At 31.5% G+C, this 23016-nt stretch carries 23 protein-coding genes; 2 read left to right on the top strand and 21 right to left on the bottom strand.

Annotation, left to right across the window (positions count from 1 at the left end):
* Window positions 1–3 precede the first annotated feature (3 nt).
* From FVE72_RS03335 to guaB, 3 genes are read right to left on the bottom strand one after another with little or no spacing between them, the layout of a single operon-like run.
* Window positions 4–714 carry a B3/B4 domain-containing protein gene (locus FVE72_RS03335; protein WP_026737255.1) on the bottom strand — a complete coding sequence of 237 codons (711 nt, stop codon included), beginning with the start codon at window positions 712–714 and terminating at the stop codon, window positions 4–6.
* 18 nt (window positions 715–732) lie between these two features.
* On the bottom strand, window positions 733–1326 hold the full coding sequence (locus FVE72_RS03330) for a hypothetical protein (RefSeq protein ID WP_036056329.1): 594 nt from the start codon (window positions 1324–1326) through the stop codon (window positions 733–735).
* Window positions 1327–1351: 25 nt separating this feature from the next.
* A complete protein-coding gene (gene guaB, locus FVE72_RS03325) occupies window positions 1352–2821 on the bottom strand; it encodes an IMP dehydrogenase (protein WP_026737253.1) in 1470 nt (489 codons plus the stop codon).
* Window positions 2822–3080: 259 nt separating this feature from the next.
* Between guaB and FVE72_RS03320 the strand changes: the two genes are divergently transcribed.
* Window positions 3081–3935, top strand: coding sequence for a YitT family protein (locus FVE72_RS03320; RefSeq protein WP_026737252.1), 855 nt, complete (start codon window positions 3081–3083; stop codon window positions 3933–3935).
* Window positions 3936–3956: 21 nt separating this feature from the next.
* Here FVE72_RS03320 and FVE72_RS03315 read toward each other — a convergent pair whose 3' ends face one another.
* The 11 genes from FVE72_RS03315 to FVE72_RS03265 form a co-directional block, all read right to left on the bottom strand.
* Window positions 3957–5063, bottom strand: coding sequence for a family 20 glycosylhydrolase (locus FVE72_RS03315; RefSeq protein ID WP_036056056.1), 1107 nt, complete (start codon window positions 5061–5063; stop codon window positions 3957–3959).
* Window positions 5064–5156: 93 nt separating this feature from the next.
* On the bottom strand, window positions 5157–6380 hold the full coding sequence (gene pepT / locus FVE72_RS03310) for a peptidase T (RefSeq protein ID WP_026737250.1): 1224 nt from the start codon (window positions 6378–6380) through the stop codon (window positions 5157–5159).
* Between the two features lie 17 nt (window positions 6381–6397).
* Entirely contained in the window at window positions 6398–7798 is a 1401-nt protein-coding gene (locus tag FVE72_RS03305; protein ID WP_026737249.1) for a murein hydrolase activator EnvC family protein, read from the bottom strand.
* Between the two features lie 9 nt (window positions 7799–7807).
* Window positions 7808–8719 (bottom strand): cell division protein FtsX, encoded by a 912-nt coding sequence (locus FVE72_RS03300; protein ID WP_026737248.1) that lies wholly within the window; start codon window positions 8717–8719, stop codon window positions 7808–7810.
* 48 nt (window positions 8720–8767) lie between these two features.
* The gene (locus FVE72_RS03295; protein WP_026737247.1) at window positions 8768–9694 is read right to left on the bottom strand and encodes a transketolase family protein; all 927 of its coding nucleotides are present in this window, start codon (window positions 9692–9694) and stop codon (window positions 8768–8770) included.
* A gap of 12 nt (window positions 9695–9706) precedes the next feature.
* The gene (locus FVE72_RS03290) at window positions 9707–10516 is read right to left on the bottom strand and encodes a transketolase (RefSeq protein ID WP_026737246.1); all 810 of its coding nucleotides are present in this window, start codon (window positions 10514–10516) and stop codon (window positions 9707–9709) included.
* 16 nt (window positions 10517–10532) lie between these two features.
* Complete coding sequence (locus FVE72_RS03285) at window positions 10533–11846, bottom strand: MFS transporter (RefSeq protein WP_026737245.1); 1314 nt, start codon at window positions 11844–11846, stop codon at window positions 10533–10535.
* 28 nt (window positions 11847–11874) lie between these two features.
* A complete protein-coding gene (locus tag FVE72_RS03280; RefSeq protein WP_026737244.1) occupies window positions 11875–12954 on the bottom strand; it encodes an alpha/beta hydrolase in 1080 nt (359 codons plus the stop codon).
* Window positions 12955–12977: 23 nt separating this feature from the next.
* On the bottom strand, window positions 12978–14177 hold the full coding sequence (locus FVE72_RS03275) for a tRNA(Met) cytidine acetate ligase (RefSeq protein WP_026737243.1): 1200 nt from the start codon (window positions 14175–14177) through the stop codon (window positions 12978–12980).
* Window positions 14178–14321: 144 nt separating this feature from the next.
* Window positions 14322–14603: a cupin domain-containing protein gene (locus FVE72_RS03270; protein WP_026737242.1), complete on the bottom strand. Its 282-nt coding sequence runs from the start codon at window positions 14601–14603 to the stop codon at window positions 14322–14324.
* 114 nt (window positions 14604–14717) lie between these two features.
* The gene (locus FVE72_RS03265) at window positions 14718–15464 is read right to left on the bottom strand and encodes a Cof-type HAD-IIB family hydrolase (RefSeq protein ID WP_232049470.1); all 747 of its coding nucleotides are present in this window, start codon (window positions 15462–15464) and stop codon (window positions 14718–14720) included.
* A gap of 275 nt (window positions 15465–15739) precedes the next feature.
* Here FVE72_RS03265 and FVE72_RS03260 point away from each other — a divergent pair, with 275 nt between their 5' ends.
* Complete coding sequence (locus FVE72_RS03260) at window positions 15740–16270, top strand: outer membrane beta-barrel protein (protein ID WP_026737241.1); 531 nt, start codon at window positions 15740–15742, stop codon at window positions 16268–16270.
* 118 nt (window positions 16271–16388) lie between these two features.
* Here the strand turns inward: FVE72_RS03260 and FVE72_RS03255 are convergent, their stop codons facing one another.
* From FVE72_RS03255 to FVE72_RS03225, 7 genes are read right to left on the bottom strand one after another with little or no spacing between them, the layout of a single operon-like run.
* Window positions 16389–18314, bottom strand: a complete 1926-nt coding sequence (locus tag FVE72_RS03255) for a DUF2207 domain-containing protein (RefSeq protein WP_026737240.1) — start codon at window positions 18312–18314, stop codon at window positions 16389–16391.
* A 17-nt stretch (window positions 18315–18331) separates the two neighbouring features.
* The gene (locus FVE72_RS03250) at window positions 18332–19501 is read right to left on the bottom strand and encodes a DUF2207 family protein (protein WP_026737239.1); all 1170 of its coding nucleotides are present in this window, start codon (window positions 19499–19501) and stop codon (window positions 18332–18334) included.
* Window positions 19502–19539: 38 nt separating this feature from the next.
* Window positions 19540–20106, bottom strand: a complete 567-nt coding sequence (locus FVE72_RS03245) for a LemA family protein (RefSeq protein WP_026737238.1) — start codon at window positions 20104–20106, stop codon at window positions 19540–19542.
* A 21-nt stretch (window positions 20107–20127) separates the two neighbouring features.
* Complete coding sequence (gene yihA, locus FVE72_RS03240; RefSeq protein WP_026737237.1) at window positions 20128–20724, bottom strand: ribosome biogenesis GTP-binding protein YihA/YsxC; 597 nt, start codon at window positions 20722–20724, stop codon at window positions 20128–20130.
* A 14-nt stretch (window positions 20725–20738) separates the two neighbouring features.
* On the bottom strand, window positions 20739–21533 hold the full coding sequence (locus tag FVE72_RS03235) for an LCP family protein (protein ID WP_006808294.1): 795 nt from the start codon (window positions 21531–21533) through the stop codon (window positions 20739–20741).
* A gap of 24 nt (window positions 21534–21557) precedes the next feature.
* Entirely contained in the window at window positions 21558–22181 is a 624-nt protein-coding gene (coaE, locus tag FVE72_RS03230; protein WP_026737236.1) for a dephospho-CoA kinase, read from the bottom strand.
* Between the two features lie 36 nt (window positions 22182–22217).
* Window positions 22218–22997 carry a tetratricopeptide repeat protein gene (locus tag FVE72_RS03225; RefSeq protein WP_026737235.1) on the bottom strand — a complete coding sequence of 260 codons (780 nt, stop codon included), beginning with the start codon at window positions 22995–22997 and terminating at the stop codon, window positions 22218–22220.
* Window positions 22998–23016: the final 19 nt, after the last annotated feature.

The following is a 23016-nucleotide window of genomic DNA, read 5'->3' as shown; positions in this document are numbered from 1 at the left end:
TTATTAAATTAAATTTATTCTGTCTTCATTTTTATTCAATATTTTCAAGGAAACTTTTTTGGCTCCCAACTCTTTTTCAGTATACTCCGCTATCATTTCGAGTGCCTTCTCAATATCTTCGTTTTTCTCTCCGTTTACATATTCTATTACTACAAAAGCTTTTCGGGTTTTTTCTGTAATCATGGTTCTTTGACCGTCTCTCCAGTTAAAACAACGGCAAACTGCACCTTTATCATCTTTATAGCAAATTTCTCCTTCAAGAGTCGGCGAATTTTCCTCATCTCCCAAAGCATAAAACTCGTCATTTCCTTCGGTTACTCCAAGAACAAGATCTCCTTCAAAAGTTTCTATATCTTCGGCACCCACAGGAAGTCCGTATTTCAAAGAAGCAACATTATAAATATCCACCAGAGGATTAATTGTTGAAACTCCCGATCCTTTTTCCACTCTTTTTAACAATGCCTCTATACTGCAACGAACACCTTTTTTTGTTTTAAATTTTTGATAAGCTTCTCTCCATATGGCAATAACAGGATTTTTGCTCAGCTGATCTTCTGTAAGGTGCTTTTTTGCTTCTTTGTTACTTTCCTCCAAAAGTTTTACAATATTTTCAGAAGATTCTTTTGAATTATCAATATTTTCAAGTAATAACACTCCTATATTAGCTTCAGGAAAAATATTCCAAAAAGACTCATTTACTATAAATTTACTCATAATCGTGGCTCCTTTTTATTAAAATTTATAACTGTCAACGACTTTTATCTGTTCTTCATTTAACAATGCTCTTATTTTTTCATTTCTTACTTTTTTCAGACTTTCATATTCAGAAGCAAAATTTTCTTCAGATAAACGCTCTTCTTTCAATCTTCCGACGGTTCTTTTAAAATCCCTGTCCAACTTTAATATTTCAGCTTTCTGTTCATTTTCAAGGTTAAGATCGTCCATTAAACTTTTGATTTTGTCATTTTTTTCTTCAAATTCAAGTTTTTTCTGATTGGTATATTTATTAAACTCTTTTAATTGCTCAAAAGACAAAACTTCAGCTATTTTAAAATATCTGTCTTTTTCTATTTTACCAATCTGACTTTTTTTATCTTCAAAAGATTTCAACTGTTTTTCAATCTTCTCGGCTTTTTTCTGATATTCATCAAAAATTTTCGACAATTTTTTCTGCTGATTCTGATTTGCATTTACAGCTTTATATATTTCTTTTTTTGAAATTTTCACAATATAAACTTTCTTATAGTAGTCTTCAAAAGAAAAAGAAAGACTTCCTATACTTAATACTAATATCGCTAAAAATACTGTTTTTCTTAAACTTTTCATTTTTTCCGTTATTCCTCTCTTAAAATTAATTTGAAGCATTGTAATTAGGAGCTTCTTTTGTAATTATAACATCATGAGGATGACTTTCTTTAAGTCCTGCATTTGTTATTTTCACAAATTTCCCGTCAGATTTCAATTTTTCTATTGTCGGTGTACCGCAATATCCCATTCCCGATCTGAGTCCTCCGCACAACTGATAAATCGTATCTTTCAATGCTCCTTTAAAAGGCACCATCGACTCGATTCCTTCGGGAACCAGTTTTTCCGTTGCAGATTCCAACTGAAAATATCTGTCGCTGCTTCCTCTTTTCATTGCAGCCAGCGAGCCCATTCCCGCATACGTTTTGAATTTTCTTCCGTTGTATATGATTTCTTCTCCCGGTGCTTCGTTTGTTCCTGCAAGAAGTCCTCCCAACATTACACAGTCTGCTCCTGCAGCTATGGCTTTTACTATATCTCCCGATAATTTTATTCCTCCGTCGGCTATAAGTCCTATCGATTTTTTCTCACAAACTTCTGCTATTTCAAGAATTGCAGTAATTTGAGGTACTCCTACTCCTGAAACTACTCTTGTAGTACATATAGATCCCGGTCCTACTCCCACTTTTACAGCATTTACTCCGGCTTTTATAAGATCAAGAGCCGCTTCTTTAGTTACAATATTTCCCCCGATCAAATTCAAATCGGGAAATGCTTTTCTTATTTCTTTTATCTTTTTAATAACCCCTTTGGAATGTCCATGTGCCGAATCTACAGTGATTATATCTACTCCGGCTTCTACAAGAGCCTCCACTCTTTTCAAAGTATCATTTCCTATCCCGACAGCAGCTCCTACTCTCAACCTTCCGTGAGCATCTTTACACGCATTGGGATAATTAATTTTATTGTCGATATCTTTTATTGTTATCAGACCTTTGAGCTTTTTTCCCTGAACAATCGGTAATTTTTCTATTCTGTGTTCAAGTAAAATAGATTTCGCTTCATCAAGTGTAGTTCCTACAGGTGCAGTGATAAGATTTTTTTTTGTCATTACTTCTTCTACTTTTATTGTCAAATCTTCTCTATATTTTAAATCTCTGTTAGTAATAATCCCTTTCAAATTCCCCTTCTTGTCTATAACCGGCAATCCCGATATTTTATAACTTTTCATTAAATCATTTGCTTCCTGTAATATCGAATGTTCCTCTAAAGTAATCGGGTTTGTTATCATTCCGCTTTCATATCTTTTTACTTTTTCCACTTCATCGGCTTGTCTTTCTATTGTCATATTCTTATGAATAAAGCCGATTCCTCCTTCTCTTGCAATAGCAATGGCAAGTTGCGATTCCGTAACCGTATCCATCGCCGCACTCATAACGGGAATGTTTAATTCCAGCTTTTTTGTAACTTTTGTTTTTAAAGAAACTTCATGAGGTAATACTTCCGATGCCTGCGGAATAAGCAAAACATCATCAAAAGTTAATCCGTCCATTATTACTTTAGATTTCTGACTCATTTCGATTTATCCTCCTTATTGATTTTATTTATATTATATTTTTAAATAAACACTTCTTTAAAACCCTGTTTCATTGGTTATATTTCCCGTAATATTACTATAAATTATAATATTATAGCACAAATATCTCTAAAAATACAAAGAAATATTTTCGTAATTTCAGCCGTCAAATTAAAAAATTTTACCTTGACATTACACACTTAAAACACTATAATAGCTTGTTACTATATTTAATAAATAACAGGAGATAATAATTTTTATGAAAAATAAATTTGCTAAAATTTTAAAAGAATATTTTTTTATAAGTATCGGAGTTACTTTACTTGCTTTCGGGCTTCATTTTTTTCTTTTCCCGAATAAAATTGCAAGTGGTGGAATTACAGGATTTGCTTTGATTATAAATCATATTTTCGGAATATCCAACAGTATTATTATAGCTATAGGCAATGTCATACTGTTTTCATTGGGATTTATACTTATCGGAGGAAGTTTCGGAATCAAAAGTATTTACGCATCAACTTATTTATCGGTTATACTTTTAATTTTTGAAAATTTTTTCCCTCATTACTCCCTGACACAGAATTTAACTTTGGCTACAATATTCGGGAGTGTTTTCTGTGCATTGGGCTCAACTGTTGTATTTACTTATGAAGCATCTACAGGCGGTACGTCAATTATAGGAAAAATTATAAATAAATATTTCGGGATAAGACTGGGAATGGCAAACTTTATTGCCGACGCAACTGTTACTGTTATGGCTATGTTTGCTTTCGGAGTGGAACTTGCTCTTTTCGGGCTTTTAAGCGTGTATATTTCAGGATATATGGTTGATAAATTTATAGACGGATTTAATTCAAGAAAACAGATTTTTATAATTACCGAAAATAAAGAAATCATCATAGAATATATTTTAAGAGACTTCCACAGAGGATGTACTGTATTCAATGGAAAAGGGGGATATTCAGGTGTTTCAAGAGATGTATTAATGACCATTCTCGACCGAAGACAGTTCATCAATTTGAGAAAATTCTTGAAGATAAATGATCCTACGGCTTTTGTAACTGTTACTGAAACTACGAAAGTATTCGGATTAGGATTCGATCAGCTGCATTAGTAGTCTAAAACAGTCATAACATTAATTCTTTTTGTAATCTTTAGTTTTTAAAATAAATGCTCTTATAAAAGGTTCCGAATATTTTTGAATTTCAGAATCTGTTAATTTATAAGAGCCCTCTCCCCATATTGATAAAGCTGCTCCTATAATGTTTCTTTCATTTTTTACGGCATTTTCAACATTTTCTCCATCCCAAACTCTTAAATCCCAATTTTTATTTATATCATTTACAGAATATTCAGTATCTTTTTTTAAATTTGAGCTTTCTTTCGGAACATAATATAAATAATATGAATTATAATTTAGTACTTTAAATCCTTTTTTTAACAATTCCTGGACAGACACTCGTGTTTTTCTTCTTTTTTCTTTTTCTTCGTCATTTTCAGCATCTCCGTCATAGCTCCAATAGGTAATTTCTATTTCTTTATTGATTTTATCAATACCAACTTTGGTAATACCGTCATTCCATAATCTCGGTTTTATTCTTTTTGATATTAAATAATCTGACAAATCATTAATATATTTTACAAATTCAGAATTTTTAACTTCACTGTATTCAAATTCGTCACCTCCTATGTGAAAGTGACGTAACTTCATTCCGAACACTTCTGTAACCTCTTCTATTAATTGTTTCATAAAATTTATACTTTGGGGATTTCCCATATTGATTTCATTTTCTGTATCTGACTTTATATTTTTCACATAAGAATTTCCTTTTTTTATTTTCAGCAATTCAAAAATAGCCTTCATATGGCTCGGACTGTCTATTTCAGGGATTAATTCAACATTTTTCATTTCTGCATAGGATATTATTTCCTTGATTTGGGCATAACTCAGAAACTTTTTTCCTGTTTTTTTATTAGTATATATTCCCTTCTGAAATTTTGCTTCTGCTATTGTCTGTCCCAATATTTCACTTTCAATCCCGTAATTTTCGTCATCTGATATATGAAGATGCAAAAAATTTCCTCCTGAACCGCTTATATTATCAATAAACTTTTTTATTACCTGAACAGAATAATACTGTCTGGCTATATCCAGATTTACTCCGATTTCTTTTGTAACTCCTAAAGAAATCATTGACATTCCTAACATCATAACTGTTATTTTTAAAACCCTGTTTATCATTCCGTTACCTCTTTTAAAATATTATAAAAATACTCCTGTTAATTGTCGTTTTCTTTTTTAAGTCAACCGCAATACAGAAGTATTTTATTTTTATTATTTTGCGTTTAATTTTACTATTTCTATTATAGTATCCGTAGCTTTTTCCATGCTTTCCAATGTTACAAATTCATATTTTCCGTGGAAATTTTCTCCTCCGGCAAATATATTCGGTGTAGGAAGACCCATAAAAGATATTTTTGAACCGTCAGTTCCTCCTCTTATAGGTTTTATAATAGGTTTTATTCCCAAGTTTTCCATTGCTTCTCTTGCAATGTCTACAACATACATATGGTCTTTTATAATATCTCCCATATTATAATACTGGTCCTTCACAAATACTTCAACGGTATTTTTACCGTATTTCTCATTTAATTTTTCAGCTATATTTTTTGCAAATTCCTTTTTCTGTTCAAATTTCTTTCTGTCGTGATCTCTTAAAATGTATTCCACACGGGCATCTTCACAGTTGGAAGTCATTCCGTCCAAAAGATAAAATCCTTCATATCCTTCGGTTTTTTCAGGAACTTCATCTGCCGGAAACATTGTTGCTAAGTCTACAGCAATCAAACTTGCATTTTTCATTTTTCCCTTTGCTGTTCCGGGATGTACACTTTTTCCTTTTATTTTATAAATAACCTGTGCAGCATTAAAACTCTCATATTCAAGTTCTCCCACAGGACCGCCGTCCATTGTATAGGCAAAATCCGCTCCGAATTCTTCGACATTGAAATTATCCGCTCCTCTTCCTATTTCTTCATCAGGACCGAAAGCCACTTTTACAGTTCCATGTTTTATTTCAGGATGAGCAATAAAATATTTCATCGCTTCTATTATTTCCACAATTCCCGATTTATCATCGGAACCTAATAAAGTAGTACCGTCTGTAGTAATAACCGTTTGAGAAACATATTTTTTCAAATCGGGAAATTCCTCAACAGACATTGTTATTCCTAATTCTTTATTCAAAACAATATCTTTACCGTCATAGTTTTCAATAATTTGAGGATTTACATTTACCGCATTGAAATCGGCAGTATCCATATGAGCTATAAAGCCTATTACAGGTACTTTTTTATCAATATTACCGGGTAATGTTCCGTTTACGAAACACGCATCATTTATAAAAATATTTTCCAACCCTATTTCTTCCAGTTCTTTTTTAAGCATTTTTGCAAACTCGGTCTGGGAAGGAGTAGACGGTATTGTTTCGCTATTTTCATCTGATCTTGTTTCAAATTTTACATATCTTAAAAATCTCTCTTTTAAAGTATCGTACATGCTATTCCCTTCTTTCCTTATAAATAACTCATCGGATTTACTATATTTACACCTCTACGTGTTTCAAAATAAAGGTTAGGCTGGTGGGTAGTCTGATCTCTTCCTAAAGTACCTACAGTTTGTCCTTTGTTTACTTTTGAACCTTTAGATACTGACACTCCTGCCAGATTTCCGTAAACAGTAACAAGTCCTCCATGATCTATTATTACAACGCCTCCGAGATTATTTAATGATCCCGCATATATTACGATACCGCTGTCAGCAGCTTTTACAGCCTGTCCTGCAGAACCTCTTATTTCAATACCGTTACTTTTCAGTCCTGCAACTTTTTCCTGACCGTAACCTACAACTATCGATCCGTTAATAGGCATCATCAAGTTGCCTGTTCCTTTAGGTACCTGTACTGCCGGAGTTTTTGTTGTCGTTGTTGTTCTGGTAGTTGTTTTGTTTGATGCAGTAGTTGTATTTTTTGAAGGAGTCGATTTTTGTCCTACCAAGTCGTTATTTTGTCTTTCAGCATTGGCTTTTCTTTGAGCTTCGGCATCTCTTCTGATTCTTTCAGCTTCTTCCTGCTTTCTTTTCTCCTCGGCTGCTCTTTGCATAGCGAGTTCTCTCTCTCTGATTGCCCTTTGAATAATAGCCTGTATTTGAGCATTCAGTCTTCTTTTTTCGGAAATTAGCTGACTGTTGTTGCTTTCAATTTTTTTATTTTCAGTATTCAGAACTTTCTGTTTTCCTCTAAGCTGAGCTATAAGTACATTTTTTTCTTTTTTGGCAGCATTAAGCTGTCTGTTTTTACTTTCAAGCTCTGCTCTTGCAGCTTTTACTTTTGAAGCCTCTTCCTGATTTCTCGCTCTTACACTTTCTTCTCTCTGTTTTTTACTTTCCACACCTTTTTTAGAGTCTTCTACTCCCTGAATATAATCAGTCTGTTTATTCAGAAGTATTTTTAAATCATGAGTCATTTTTACTTTTTCGGCAGAGTTGGAAGTTCCTACTATAGCTGCCATATCTCTGTTTCTTCTTATTTTATCCCATGTTTTTATTTTTTTATAAAGGTCTTCTTTATTTACATTTATTATTTCCGTATCTCTATTTATTTCGGATATATTTTTTCTTATGTTTTCGTTATTTACTCCTATTTGTTTCAATATTTCGGTATATTTTCTTTCGGCTTCATTATACTCGGCTTGTAATCTCGCTATATCCTTATCGAGTTTTTTTACTTGAGCTGAAATTATATTTTCCGTATTTTTGGCTTTTGAAATTTCAGTTTTGTTTTTATTGATTTTTTGATTATTCTGGTTAACCTGACTATCAATCTGTTGTATCCTTTTTTTGTTCTCTTCTATTTGATCCGCAAAAATCAGAAATATTGTACAAATAAATAATGAAATTTTCAGTATGTTTTTTTTCATTTTTACTCCTTATTTTTTCTCATTCTCGGTATTTTTATTATTTGAAACAGGTTTAACTTTTTTGTCTTTTACTCTGTAATATCCGTGAAGTCCTATAAAGTTAGAGAAAAATGTTATTATAACTCCTACTAATAAAGAAATAAGATATATTCCCAATAACTCTTTATCTGTAGAATTTCCTATAATTCCCGAACGTAAGAGATTAATTCCTTCAACTATGAATTTCTGTAATTTCCAGAATATTCCGAATCCTATAATTGAAGAAAACAGAACTAAAATCAGTCCTTCAAGAAAATAAGTAATTTTTATAGCCATTCCTGAAACTCCAGTTGCCACCAAATCTCTTATTTCTCTTCTTCTCAATCTTACTCCGAAACTTGTAATATTCATTATTAATATTGCAGCTATGATTATAGAACCTACACCGCCGAACAATACAAGTTTATCCAGATTTTTGCTGAATTGATTTGTTCTTTCTATAGTCTGAGTTCTCATATCCAGTTCTGTTACTTCAGGATTTTTTAACAACTCTTCTTTTAAGGCATTTACATTGGAATTTTTATCAATATATACATAAAAACTGTCCTGTAAAGGATTTTCTTCATCCGACAAATCTACTTTCAATTCTTTTTCAAGTAACTGTAAAGCACTTTCTTTTGAAACATATTTTATCGTCTGAATTCCGTTTACTTTTAAAAGTTTTCCCTGAAATGCCGAAATTTCATCTTCAGTCATTGTTTTTACATATACTATTGCCTGATTGGAATTTTCCATCTTTGCTTTAAAATCGTTCAAATTGAATACACCGAAAATAAATGTATCCAATAATACGAATATTGTTATTAAAGAAATTAATGATGAAAAAAACAATCCTTTCTCCTTACTTATATTTCTAAAAGTTTCTTGAATAGGACTAAACATCTGTTACTACCTCCATTATTTATTTAATACAACTATCTGTTTTTTAATTTATTTATTATTTAATACTACTTCAGCTATATCTTTTGCTCTTAATTTATAGTTATTCAACATTGTTTCTCCGTCAGCACTTTGTCCAAACACATCATATATACCGTGTTTTATAACTTTAGTCGGATGCACTTCGGATAAATATTCGGAAACTGCACTTCCAAGTCCTCCGACTACTGAATGTTCTTCACTTGTTACGATAAATTTACATTCTTTAGCAGCTTTTAAAACCGTATCTTTATCCAGAGGTTTTATTGTGGACATATTTATAACTCTTGCTTTTATTCCTTCTTTTTCAAGCAATTTTGCAGCTTCTACAGCTTCATATACCATTAATCCTGTAGCAATAATAGCCACATCATTTCCTTCGCTTAATGTTACAGCTTTTCCTATTTCAAAATTATAACTGTCATCAAACAACACAGGTATATTAAGTCTTCCCAGTCTTATATAAACAGGTCCTTCATATTTTGCCGCAGCCATAACCGCCTTTTCAGTCTCAACAGCATCCGCAGGGGAAAGTACTACCATTCCCGGCAAGGATCTCATAAGAGCCATATCTTCTATCGACTGATGTGATCCTCCGTCTTCTCCTAAAGATATTCCGGCATGTGTAGGACATATTTTTACATTAAGTTTAGGATAAACTATACTGTTTCTTATCTGGTCAAACGCTCTTCCTGCTGCAAAGTGTGCAAATGTTGATGCAAAAGGTATTTTGCCTGTTGTAGCTATCCCTGCCGCAGTTCCCATAAGATCCGCTTCAGCTATCCCTACATTTATATGTCTTTCAGGAAATTCTTTTTTGAAAAATACTGTCATTGTAGATTTTGACAAATCCGCTTCCAATACTACTACATCTTTATTTTCTTTTCCTAATTTTACTAATGCCTCTCCATAGGCTTGTCTTGTCGATTTTTTTTCCATTTTCATAACCTCCTATTGTAATTCTTCCATTGCTTTTTTGTACTCCTCGTCATTAGGAGCCGCTCCGTGGAATCCGGCATTGTTTTCCATGAATGAAACACCTTTTCCTTTTACAGTTTTTGCAACTATAACTGTAGGTTGTCCTTTTACTTCTCTCGCTTTTTCAAATGCTTTTATTATCTCTTCGTAATTATGCCCGTCTATTTCAATAACATTCCAGTTAAACGCTTTAAATTTGTCAGCTACAGGATAAACATCCATTACATCCGATACTTTTCCGTCTATTTGCAAGTTGTTATAATCCACTATCGCTACAAGATTATCAAGTTTATAGTGAGCTGCAGTCATAGCCGCTTCCCATATTTGACCTTCCTGTAATTCTCCGTCACCTAATATAGTGTAAACTCTGTAATCATTATTGTATATTTTTGAACTTAAAGCCATTCCGTTTGCTACTGACAATCCTTGACCTAAAGATCCCGTAGACATTTCCACTCCTGAAAGTTTTTTCATGTCAGGATGTCCTTGCAAAGGCGACCCCCATCTTCTAAGAGTAGGTATCAAGTCTTTACTTACATATCCTTTTTCTATTAATGTTGCATAAAGTGCCGGTGCAGCATGTCCTTTACTCAATACAAATCTGTCTCTTTTTTCGTCTTTAGGATTTTGAGGATCTACCCTCATTTCACTCCAATACAATACAGCCATAATATCGGCAATCGAAAGAGAACCTCCCGGATGACCCGATTTTGCTCTGTAAATCATCTCAACGATGTCTTTTCTAATCTCCTTCGCTTTTTCTTTCAATTCTTTAATTTCCATAAAAACCTCCATATTTTTAATCTTCTTTTTTTAATTTATAAAAAACTAATGATATTCCGAATAATACTAATGCCACTACGAGTGTACTTCTTACACCCAATCCTGTGGCACTTTTACGTCCCTGAGCATCAGGTATACTTCCTGCTATTATTACAAGGGAAACTACCGACTGCTGCACAAGAAATGCCAATTTCAGAAACAGTCCCTGTATTCCGAACATAAAGCCTTCCAGACTTACTTTTTCCGTTTCAGAAATTTTGGCAGATATTTCACTCAGCATAGCCTGAGGGAAAATAAACGCCGAGCCGCTAAGCCCTGTTCCGCAAATAACAAGCATAATATATGCCAACCAGCTTATACTGCTGTTTACAAAAAGTAATCCTACTGTTCCTGCTATTAAAAGCATAATATCCAATACCAATATTTTTTTGTAACTGAATTTTTTCCCCAGCATATTTGTAATCGGAAAACATATTCCTGCCATACCGAACAATATCGCAGATATAACAGTCATTTGTTTTATAGGAAGTTCCATTATTATAGTCAGATAATAAGTAAGAACTCCTCTTAATATATTAAATCCGCTAAAAAAAAAGAAAAATCCCGCAAAATAAAGTAATATTTCTTTTCTCATCAGATATTTTAACGACGACTTAAATCCTATAGATTCGTGCTTTTCATTATCTTTAACGAGTTCTTTTTCTTTCAGAAAAAAAACACATATATAAATCCCTATTATTGCAAATACTGTAAGTATTATAACTGTTTTTCTTATTCCCCATTCTGTATTTCCTTTGCCGAGCATACTTATCATATATCCCGGCAGCACTAATGCTATCCCTGTAAATATCAACCTGAAGGTAGACTGTACAGTGGACAGATTAAGCCTTTCCTCTTTTGTTCTTGCCAAATCGGGAATCAATGCATTATAAGGCCCTCCGACCAAGGTATACGCGGTAAAAAAGAGACCTCCGATTATGGACAGATAAAACAATGTATGTATTTGAGAATCTTTAGGAGGGAAAAAATACATAACCATTAATATTCCCAATGGCAGTCCGCCTATCATCATAAAAAAGGATCTTCTTCCGAACTTCGATTTTGAATTATCCGACCAATAACCCACAAGCGGATCCGATATTGCATCTATAAGCCTTGCAAACAGATATGCCAGCACCAGATACGACGGCTTTAATAACGGCTTTAAACTGTGTTCTGTTCCCGGCGGCAGATAATAATAAGACAGCCACTGATTATAAAGCTGATCCAGTATAAAATACGAAACTCCCATTCCGTATATTAAATAAGTCTTTTTTGTCAACTTTGACATATATTTCTCTCACCGTCTCCCTTTTTATTTAATTTTCTTCATCATAGTCAAAATCCGAAAAATTTTCATAATATCCAGTTTCTTTTTCTTCGTTCGGACTTTTTATTTCTTTATTGTTTTCGGGATTTTCATCATTCTTAACAACATTTCCGTTTTCAGAAAGTTCTCCTTTGAGAAAACGTCCTACAGTATCTGTATATTCTTCTTTGTAATCAGGGTAAATTCTCGTATGAGACCCTCTTTCAAATACTTTCAGATATATATTTTTATATTGAGCAATATCGTTATATTCTTCCATTAACATACCGTAAGTAGTAGCTTTATCGCTTTTCGTCTGAATTATAAGAGTCGGTATTCTTCTAAGCAAATAGGAAAATCTTAATTTATCCAGTTTATTCCCCACTCTTAAATTAAACACTCTCGTTACTACACTCACTATAAATTTCGGCACTTTCCTTTTAGCCGCATCCTGCTTTACTCTTTTTCTCACGTTGGAAATAGAACTGTCAAGTATAAGTTTTTCGACTTTTATCCCTTTTTTTCTAAGTTCGTTACTGTAAAGTTTTGCTGCTATTGCGGATCCCATACCTCCCTGAGAAAAGCCGTAAAGAATAAAACTGTTTTTACCATACTTTTCATGAAGCATCTCCATTGTATGAAAAATATCCTGACCGAAGCAATACCCCATTTTAGTTTTAGCTTCATCGGATTTACCCGAATTTCTCAAATCAGGTATAAAAAAACTGTATTCGTTCTCAAGACCCGTCTCTTTAAATATTTGTAAATACTGCAATACAGCCAGTCTGTTTACTCCTCTTCCGTGAGAAATCACAACGATTTTATCGTTTTTCTTATTATCTATTAGCCATCCGTATAATTGGACTTTTCCCGACTTATACGCCACTTCTTTATAAGCAAATCCGTAATCCATAGGATTGACTTTTTCTTCAACATTATATTTCTGTCTTAACTTTTTATTATTATATACTTCATCAAGTGTTATTCTCGGATATTTTTCTATCTGATTTAAAAAATATCTTATTGATATGTACGCTATCACAAAGAAAAATATCATAAATAATATGTTAAATATTATAAGTATTCCCACTTTTCCTCCTTTTACTTCAAAACTTATTCAATAATAACAGGATTAAGCCTTTCTTTTTCTTCAAACAGCAATTCTTTTACCAAAAATCCGTTTTTTTCAATATTTATTTTTTCCCTGTTAATTTCTTCATCTTTTTCTATATCTTTCCAGTTCACAAAAATTTTTTTCCCGTTTCCGAATTTATCTTTTATTTTTTTCAAATATTCCCTTCCTTTACGGTTAAAGCCTAAAATCCGTACATAGTCGACTCTAAAATCAGAATTTTTAAGGGTAACATTCAAAAATGTATTCATTATAATTCTTTCAATTCTTTTAGTTGAAAAATTTCTCGATTTGATGTTTTTTACAAACTCATTATAACTTGAAGATTCTTTTAATCCATTGTATATTCTAACATAAATTTCCTCTGTCGTATCATATATTTTTATTATTTCTTTCTTTGAATACGTTAAAAATTTATATTTTACCATTTTAAAAATCTCATTTTTTAAAATGATATCATCTATCCCTTTTTCTTTTCTTTTTTTTATCTTCTCTTTCAGCATTTCATAAGTATTTTCGGGAACAAATCTTTTTATTTTCTCAAAGTTATTTTCCTCAATCTCTTTTCTTATAAACGAAGCACTTGCCATATCGAACCTGTCTTTTTCTACTTTATCTTCATTATATTCGGAAATTTCACGTTTAATAACATAAGGTTTTATTTCCAGCTTTTTTTTTCTTATTGCCCGAATATATTCCAATCCCAATATATTATTGGATTTCACTATATCTTCGTAGCCGTACTCATTTAAAACAAGTTTCTGGGATGTACTGTAGCTGTTCCCTGCTTTTATAAAATCCATTAACTTTTTTTTGTAACTTTGTTTTGATTGAAGTTTTATCACTTCTTCAAGTTTTTCAATATTCTCTTCTTCAGCCCCGAAAATCTGTATATCGACTCCCAGATAATCAAGAATCTCCGTAGCTGTTCCGGAAAAAATTTCGGCATTCTGAATCGAATAATACAAAGGCAGTTCCGCTACCAGATCAACTCCGTTTTCAAGAGCAATTTTCGTTTTCTCCCATTTATTTAAAAACGAAAGTTCCCCTCTTTGAACGAAATCTCCGCTTATTATTATAACAAGGAAGATATCTTTTCCGAAAATTTCTTTTATTTTATTAATTTGATATAAATGACCGTTATGAAACGGATTATACTCGGCTACAATTCCAATTCTCATTCTCAAATCTCCGAATTAAAAAGAGGTTTTACAAAACGAGAACATCATCACTCCCGTATTTCCTTAATCATTGATATTTATCAATAACGGAAATTATTGAAAAGATTTTATTTTTCTGTTTTGAAACAACCTCTTTTTTTAAATTTATTTCTTCACTAAAGTTACATTTATTTCGGAATCTTCCAATGCTGTACCTTGTATAAAGTTTACACCGTCAAAATTCAATATATCTCCCGGCACAAGAACATGTTTTTCAGTATCATTCAAAAACATTTCCATTTTTCCTTTTAAAACGGAAAAAACTATTTCTTCTTCCTCATGATTATGAGAAGGAATCAATTCTCCCGTTTTTAAAATTTTTTTAACTACTTTAAAGTTATTTCCGCTGAAAAGCATTCCTGCTTCATTTTTTACTGTTCCGTACATTTATATCACCTCTACCTTATTTTTTTAATTCCCCCTCAAACCGCAATCGACGCAGAAGCAAAGATCACAGACAGTGGGAGTATGAGGACAGCAACGGATCCTCATGAAATATTCTTATATATTATACAATTCTATCAGTTTTTTTGCAACACCGTTTTTTGAATTACTAGACACAATTTCCAAATGCGGAAGTGCTTCTTTCAGGGAATAATGGGCATTTTTCATAATAAATCCTTTTTTTGCCTCTTTCAGCATTTCATAATCATTAAATCCGTCACCGAAAGCCACTACATCCTCAAAAGTAAATCCATCTATCAGTCCTAATCTTTTTATTGCATTTGCTTTTGTGGCATTTATATCAAATATTTCAAGACATTCAGGATGGGTAAATTTCACATTTACTTCTCCGTTAGTTCTGTCAAATATTACCTTTTCCAATTTGAGCAAATCATTATGTTTTCCTATATAAAATATTTTTGTAATATCTTTTTTTCTTACTTCTTCAGGAGTTACGACTTCATACATATATTCGGGTTCTTCTTCAAAAGGATTTATTTTTCTTTCCTTATCCGTTAAAAACCATCTGTTGTCACTGTAAACATTTATATGAATACTGTCGGATATTCCCAGATAATCTATGTCCAGCATTATATTTTTATATTTTTCATCCAAATTGTTTCTGTATATTTCTTTTCCGTCAGCATCGTTTATAACTGCTCCGTTTGCTGAAATCAGAGGTATTTTTATCCCTATAGATTCCATTATATTTTTGGCATCAGGATACGCCCTTCCTGTAGCTATATAAAATTTTTTGCCCTTTTCTATTAACTTTTTTATAACTTTTTTTGAAATTTCCGACACTTCCTGATCGGAATTAATGTACCGTCCAAATCACTCACTACAATATTACACATAAATAACATGTCTCCTTCTTTTAATTATTTAATACAAATTTATTATAGCACAATATGTCATATTTTTTTATACTGAAATAAAAAGAAGATGTATATTTTATTCTAACTGACTTATAAGTCATTCAGTGTAAACTTGGTGTAGATAAAAAACAGGAAATAAGTCTGTTTTTATCTGTATAAATTAATTAAGATTTGTTTGTTAAACAAAGAAAGGCGGATAAAATGAAAAAATCACTATTAGGATTATTTTTAGTAATCGGAGCTGCTTCTTTTGCAGCAAGTAAAGTTGAAATTAAAGGTGCTTGGGATACAGGAGGAAAATATTATTTCAAAAATTCTTCCACTAAAGCAAAAGGAAATGCCGGAGAAGTAGGAGCGGAATACAGATACGAAGTTATTCCTGGACTTGAATTAGGAGGAGGTACATCTTATCAGTTCCACAGCAAACTGAAAAAAGACAGAGGAACTCTTTATAATTCAGTTCCTGTGTATGCTACTGCAAAATACAATTTTGACACAGGAACAACTGTAAAACCTTATGTGAAAGGAGATTTAGGATACTCTATCAATACCAATAAAGCTAAAGACGGATTGTACTACGGAGTAGGAGGAGGTATTAACTTTAATAACCTTAATGTAGACGTTATGTATAAAGAAAACAAAGGAAAATACACTGTAGGACAAAAAGACCATAAAGCCGACTACAGAAGAGTTTCTCTAGGTGTCGGTTATGACTTTAATTTAGGTTATTAATAACAAAGTAAACTATACTTTCCAAAATACAATTGAATATTTATAATTTAAAAGGGATTTTCTTGAATATAGACTTATTCGGAAAATCCCTTTATTTATATTTAATTCGGCAGAAGCATTACCAGCTTCCGCCTCCGCCTCCGCCGGAACCTCCTCCGGAGAACCCACCACCACTGGAAAATCCTCCTCCACCGAAGCCTCCCGATGAACCTCCTCTTGAAGAACTGAATTTTTCTTTATATACTTTTTCCTGTGCAGTATTATATTCTCTTGACAAAGAGCTTCTCAATGCGTAATCATTATAAACCCAAAGATCCAAGGTTTGATTTCTGTTGAAGTCACTTTCATTAAAATGATTCATTTTTATAGCTTTTCTCATTAATTTAATCGCTTCATTTTTTACTCCGAGAGCCACTGCAAAAGGCAATATTCCTTTAAAATAACTTACCATTTCATCTACATCGTTAAATTTCTTTATCTGATTTTCTTCTGCAGTTTTTATATACATTTTCATTCCTTGAAGATATTCTTTTTTTCTTATACCTTCATTTGTATATTTCCCTATAAGTTTCATATATCCGAAAAATAACACAAGAAAACATATAGCCATTACAAAAATCGGTATTCCCATGCTTAGAGATACAAGCATAACTATTATTGTCACTCCAACTAAAATAAAAATTTTATTGATTTCTCTAAATATGGAATGCAGTATTGATCCGAATACTCCCAATATATAAAAGAATATTAAAAAATAAGATCCGCTTTCCATTCCTATTTTACTGTTTCCTCCACCTAATGAAAAAATAACCAAAACAGGAATCGCAAGTATAAACGGAACTAAAAATCCGTAATTATGCCTATAAATAATTTTATTGTACTTATCGCCTAAATTTTTTAAAATGCTTATTCCTGTACTGTAAAGAGCATCTCCATCTTTGAAAATATTATTTTTACTCGAAGACAAAGCATTATAAAGCTTTATTTCTTCACTGTATAGTTCCTTTTTCTCATTATTTGTTTTTTCTGTATTTTTATTATATTTTACATTTTTCCCGTCACCATCTTTATCTTCGGCAGTTATATATCCTTTGGAAAGTAAGGATAAAACTCCGACATTCATAATTTCCTTAGGATCCCTTGCTCCGTCCATATAAGCTGCAAACATTGCCGACATATCTTTCGGTAAATTAAACTCAGGTATTATCGCTTTCCGTGCAGGATCTCTTCCGAATAAAATCCATGTTATGAAAGCATATATCGCCAGAATAACCAATATAACAGGTCCCAATATAATTATTGGATTTGTATAATAAATCAGCTTCAGTTTATCTAAAAAAGTCGGATTTATTTTGTCTGTTTTCAAATTTAACATAAATGTAAGTCCGCTGTCAGGGCTAAGCTCATTTTTTGTACTGATTTTTATTTCCCCGCTCTTTTCATCAATATTGTAATTATCGGATTTTTCTCCGTAACTTCCTGTATAAACTTCCAGTTTCTCTATTTCTTTCGGTTCAATTTGACTGCCGTAAGGAGAAAATTTCACAGTTACTGTCGCTTTCTCTATAGGCACTTCCCAAAATTGTCCTATTGCATTGTAATATATTTGATAAATTCCGTCTTTTTCAAACACTGCATTATAAATAGTATAATTAAATTCATATGTATTCAGTCCCTGATTCACATATGTATTGGCAGAACCTACTCTATATCTTATTCCTTCATCAAAACTTTTCGAAGAATAATGTTCAGGCTCTCCGTTTCTTTTAACCGAATTCATTCTCACATAAGACCTGTAAATGTCAAATCCTTCTTTTCGGGATCTCAAAGGAATATCTCTGTAAATACCGTGTTTCATCACATCAAATTCATAATCTATTACTTCATTTACAGTCAAAGTAGCATCTTTATTTATCTGGATTGTAACGTTGTAATTTTTTATCGTTTCGGCTTTCAACGCCTTTGAATTAATCAGAAAAAAAGAAAAAAACGTAAATAATATTACTAAAATTTTCTTTTGTTTTCTGCAACTCTTATATTCCATTCGTCCTCTCCTTTCCTTTATCTGTATATTTTTGGGAAAATATATTTTATATATTCTTTTTCGTATTCTTTTCTGTTTTCATAATAATTTATACATAATTTTTCTCTTATATAATCTCTTCTTTCCTTGAAAATCGATATTTCAATATCTTTTTCTATCAATTCAAGAGTTTCTTTTTCCACATTCATTGCAGCAGTATAAGAAAGCAGTGTTCTGAAATGATTTATCAAGTCTTCCTCTTTGTTAAATATCATTTTTCTCTGGCTTTTAATATATTTTCTTATACCTTCGATTATTTTCAACTGTTCTATTCCTTCAGGTGTATATTTTCCTAATACTTTTATATAAATAATAAAAAGTGCGGTAATCAATATCGGAATTAATGAAGGTAACCCTACTGAAAATATAATTTCTAATGCTAAAAGAAAAGTCTGGCAAGTAAAAAACAGAAAAATTATTCCGCATATTATTTTAACCGGTATAGAAAGTAAACTGCTAAAAATAACAGAAATATCCAATAAAGAAAAAATTATAACCCAAAAAAGAATAGGAAAAATAATCAACAACAGTATTCCATCCTCTTTCCCGTATACACAGGCAAAGACTCCGAAAGCTGTTACGGCTAATACAAACGGTATTAAAAACATTTTATTCCCTTTATAAAGCCTTTTTTTATTATATCTGCTTTTATATTTGTATTTAAAGTTTTTCTTTATTTCATTAAAAAGTTCATTCAATTTACCATAAAAAATATTTCCCTTATCCGAAAGAGCATCTAAAAGCATTTCCTCTTCTTCAAACAAAACTTTTCTTCTATAGTGCGTGTCACTTATCAATTCTTTATTTAAAGTACAGTTTATTACTTCCATATTTTCTTTGTCAGGCGGAAAAAAATAAAGAAAAATACTGCTATTTTTCTTTTCATCAAAAATCGCAGTATCTTCTACTGTTAAAAATCCTTTTTCTATTAATGACAACACTCCTATATAAAATAACTCAAAGGACAAAATTTTATTTTTCTTTAAAATATACGATACAAACATGGAAGACAATTCTTTCGGTGCCTCATAAATAGAAATAACATCTTTTTTATAATCGTCTTCTTTTCCGAATAACAGCCATGTGATAAAACTGTATATTAAAAGTATTGTTAATGTTATTATTCCCATTTTTATAACCGCATCCATCAAACTTCTCCCTATTATTTAATTAACTCCGCTCTCTCTTAAAACTTAACTTCAGGTGCTTTTTCTGCTCCTTCAGCAGCATTAAAGAACTCAGCTTTTTTAAATCCTAAAAAGCCTCCTATTATATTATTAGGAAATGTTTCTACAAAAGTATTTCTGTCCCTTGCAGTTCCGTTATAATATTTTCTTGAATTTTGTATTTCGGACTCTATTTGAGATAATTGAGCCTGTAAACTCATAAAATTCTCATTAGCCTTTAAATCAGGATAGTTTTCCTGTAACATCATTATCGATCTCAATGTTTTTGTCATTTCATTTTCCAATTTCTGAATTTTTTCAATATTATCTATATCCTTTGTGTCTATGGACATCATCTGGCTTCTAAGTCTTACTACATTTTCCAAAGTTTCTTTTTCATGTGTAGCATAACCTTTTACAGTATTTACAAGGTTAGGAATCAAATCAAGTCTTTTTTGCAAATAAACTTCTATTCCGCTCCATCCTTCTTCGTTCAAATTTTTCAATCTGATATATTTATTGTATGCACCTACTCCTATTAAAATCAAAACTGCAACAATCGCCAAAATTATCATCAATATCGGCATTAAAATCACTCCTTTTTTGTATTATTTATTTTTATAATAATTTTTTACCTTTTCATATATAAAATCCAATAATTCTTCTTTCCCTGTATTTTTCAATGCAGAACTGAAAAACACATCTTCATTGTTAAATTCCAGTTTCTTTTTTATTTCCTTTAACTGTTTTGCTTTTTCATTATTGGATAACTTGTCCGACTTCGTAAAAATTATATAATATTCGATATTATAATGTTCAAGCCATCTGAGCATTTCCATATCTTCCCCCGAAGGGATTCTTCGCAAATCCAGAAGCAAAAACACTACTTTGTCTCTTTCGGATTTTAAATAAGTTTCTATTGTATTTCCCCAGTTTCTTTTTACCGCTTCGGGTACTTTTGCAAAACCGTATCCCGGCAAATCTACAAAATATATTTCACTGTCTATCAGAAAATAATTTATAAGTTGTGTTCTTCCCGGAGTTTTACTTGTTCTCGCCAAATTTCTTCTATTAGTAAGGGAATTTATAAGAGAAGACTTTCCCACGTTGGATCTACCTATAAAAGAAAATTCTATCCCTTTTTTTTCAGGATAATCTTTCTCATAGACAGCCGACTTTACAAATTCCGATTTTTTTATTTCCAAAATAATCTCCTTTTTTAAAAATATATTTTAAAGTCCTTTTTTGCTTCATCCAAAGAACTTTGTTCAGGAATAAAGTACCATACTCCTTTTATCATTTTTCCGTCACCTTTTATCTCGTGCTGCTCAAAATTCGTTTTGTTTATAAGTATAGCCGGTAAAGTAGATATTATTCTTAAAGGATTAAATGAAACTTCCATTTTTTCCTGCATATAATTACGCACTCCCGGAATATACTGCCATCCTGCAGGTGAAACAAGTTTTTTTGCAATACTCTGAATAACCTGTCTTTGTCTTTCATCTCTTTTAAAAGCACTGTCGGTTTTTCTGTGTCTTGTGTAAGCTAAGGCTCTTTCTCCCTTTATATTATAAGCCTGTCCCTGTACAAACGACTGATTATCCTGTGTAAACGTATGATTTGAAACTATATCCACGCCTCCGATTATATCTGTCAGAGCTATTACATCATCAAATCTGAATAAAACACTGTAATTTATTTTTGTATCGAGCAGTTCTTCCACTGCTTTTATCGTACATTCTCTCCCGCCGAAAGCATACGAATGATTTATTTTATCCACTTTTCCGCCTTTTTCACAGGGAACATCCGTATAAGTATCCCTCGGAATTGATATCATCTGAATTTTAGCAAGAAGAGGAGTAACCTTAAGAACTATTATTCCGTCACTTCTTGACCCTTTCAGAGGTTGATTCGGCCTTGCATCGCTTCCTAAAACAAGAACATTAAAAGGAATGCTTAACCACCCTAAACATAGTATAACTGCTAATAAAACTAATCTTCTGAACACTTTCATTTTTTACACCTCTTTTGACTTCTTTTACATATTTTTGAGACTTTTCAAAAATTTTTCAGTTTTTTCGGTTAATTTTTCAAAATCTCCGTTATTGTAAATAATATAGTTACTTTTTTTCTTTTTTTCCTCGATATCCATTTGAGAATTTATAATATCCTCAGCCTGTTCCAATGTTCTCTTGTCTCTTTTCATAATTCTTTTTATCTGTGTTTCTTTATCCGCATAAACCAGTACTGTAATATCAAATTCTTTTTCAAGATGAATTTCAAAAAGTAACGGTACATCCGCAACTATTATTTTATTATCTTTTTTGAGCTTTTCTGTCTGCTCTTTCATTACTTTTATAATTAAAGGATGCATTATAGAGTTTAATATACCCACCTTTTTTTCATCTTTGAATACTATTTGTCCCAATTTATTTCTGGAAATTTTCTTCTTTTTAAATTTATTTTGCCCCTTTTCCTGCTCTGTTTCCTCTTCCAGTATTTCCGAGCCAAAATTTTCAACTATCATATTCACTACTTCAGGATAATCAATAACTTCTCTTGCAATAATATCAGCATCTACAACAGGAATTCCTTTTTGCCTGAATATATTACTCACCGTACTTTTTCCTGTCCCGATTCCGCCTGTCAGCCCTATTATCATACTTTTCCTACCTTATTTATTTTAATTAATTGTTTTCTATCTTTTTATTTTTTTCAATTTTTCTTCATATATTTTCTTATTTTTAGATTCTAATTTTGTATTAATAACCTCTGTTGCTACGTTCAATAATTTAGGAAAACTGTCAAAATTGTTCTTTTTCATGTTCGGACCGACAATAAAAAAGTAATTTAATGCTTCTTCGTATTTTTCCTGTTCAAAAAAACTTACTAAAATTAAAAACTGTGCATCCATTATATACTTTTCTTTCATATCCAAATTATATGACGGACTCTCATATAATTTGAGAGCTTTTTGAGCATCATTCAACATATTTGAAAATTTTCCCAATTTGAAATTTAAAGATGCTGCAGCGTAATAACTTTCAGGAGAATTAGGGACTATCTTTTTAAGTTTTTCATATTCTTTAAAAGCCATTTCATAATTTCCCTCTTCTTCATATATATATCCCATATTCAAATATATTTCAAAATTTTTAGGATTAATTTTCAATGACTTTTTATAATATTCTATACTCTTATTTTTATCTCTGTCATGTATTAAAGCTTCTGTTCCTAAATATTGATAGGCCATATAATTTCTCTTATCCAACTCTATAGCTTTAAAAAATAAAGCTTCTATCTCATTAATCGGTGCCATCTCTTCAAGTGCCTTTTTTCCTTGAAAAAAAGTATCTATTGAATTTTTTCTGACACCAAAATCTGTAAGTTCTTTTCTCAAATATTCATCATAATTAATAGAAAATGAACAAACAGATAAGATTAAGAATAAAATTATTTTTAATGTATTTCCTTTCATAATTACAAATCTCCTTTAA

The organism is Pseudoleptotrichia goodfellowii (genome assembly GCF_007990505.1).
GTDB classification, from domain to species: Bacteria; Fusobacteriota; Fusobacteriia; order Fusobacteriales; family Leptotrichiaceae; genus Pseudoleptotrichia; species Pseudoleptotrichia goodfellowii.
This window is presented reverse-complemented; position numbering and strand designations above follow the sequence as displayed.

Bases quoted from the DNA above. Each gene is read 5' to 3' on its own strand.
- FVE72_RS03335 (WP_026737255.1), bottom strand. From the start codon at position 714: ATGAGTAAATTTATAGTAAATGAGTCTTTTTGGAATATTTTTCCTGAA.
- FVE72_RS03330 (WP_036056329.1), bottom strand. From the start codon at position 1,326: ATGAAAAGTTTAAGAAAAACAGTATTTTTAGCGATATTAGTATTAAGT.
- guaB (WP_026737253.1), bottom strand. From the start codon at position 2,821: ATGAGTCAGAAATCTAAAGTAATAATGGACGGATTAACTTTTGATGAT.
- FVE72_RS03320 (WP_026737252.1), top strand. From the start codon at position 3,081: ATGAAAAATAAATTTGCTAAAATTTTAAAAGAATATTTTTTTATAAGT.
- FVE72_RS03315 (WP_036056056.1), bottom strand. From the start codon at position 5,063: ATGATAAACAGGGTTTTAAAAATAACAGTTATGATGTTAGGAATGTCA.
- pepT (WP_026737250.1), bottom strand. From the start codon at position 6,380: ATGTACGATACTTTAAAAGAGAGATTTTTAAGATATGTAAAATTTGAA.
- FVE72_RS03305 (WP_026737249.1), bottom strand. From the start codon at position 7,798: ATGAAAAAAAACATACTGAAAATTTCATTATTTATTTGTACAATATTT.
- FVE72_RS03300 (WP_026737248.1), bottom strand. From the start codon at position 8,719: ATGTTTAGTCCTATTCAAGAAACTTTTAGAAATATAAGTAAGGAGAAA.
- FVE72_RS03295 (WP_026737247.1), bottom strand. From the start codon at position 9,694: ATGGAAAAAAAATCGACAAGACAAGCCTATGGAGAGGCATTAGTAAAA.
- FVE72_RS03290 (WP_026737246.1), bottom strand. From the start codon at position 10,516: ATGGAAATTAAAGAATTGAAAGAAAAAGCGAAGGAGATTAGAAAAGAC.
- FVE72_RS03285 (WP_026737245.1), bottom strand. From the start codon at position 11,846: ATGTCAAAGTTGACAAAAAAGACTTATTTAATATACGGAATGGGAGTT.
- FVE72_RS03275 (WP_026737243.1), bottom strand. From the start codon at position 14,177: ATGAGAATTGGAATTGTAGCCGAGTATAATCCGTTTCATAACGGTCAT.
- FVE72_RS03270 (WP_026737242.1), bottom strand. From the start codon at position 14,603: ATGTACGGAACAGTAAAAAATGAAGCAGGAATGCTTTTCAGCGGAAAT.
- FVE72_RS03260 (WP_026737241.1), top strand. From the start codon at position 15,740: ATGAAAAAATCACTATTAGGATTATTTTTAGTAATCGGAGCTGCTTCT.
- FVE72_RS03255 (WP_026737240.1), bottom strand. From the start codon at position 18,314: ATGGAATATAAGAGTTGCAGAAAACAAAAGAAAATTTTAGTAATATTA.
- FVE72_RS03250 (WP_026737239.1), bottom strand. From the start codon at position 19,501: ATGGATGCGGTTATAAAAATGGGAATAATAACATTAACAATACTTTTA.
- FVE72_RS03245 (WP_026737238.1), bottom strand. From the start codon at position 20,106: ATGCCGATATTGATGATAATTTTGGCGATTGTTGCAGTTTTGATTTTA.
- FVE72_RS03235 (WP_006808294.1), bottom strand. From the start codon at position 21,533: ATGAAAGTGTTCAGAAGATTAGTTTTATTAGCAGTTATACTATGTTTA.
- coaE (WP_026737236.1), bottom strand. From the start codon at position 22,181: ATGATAATAGGGCTGACAGGCGGAATCGGGACAGGAAAAAGTACGGTG.
- FVE72_RS03225 (WP_026737235.1), bottom strand. From the start codon at position 22,997: ATGAAAGGAAATACATTAAAAATAATTTTATTCTTAATCTTATCTGTT.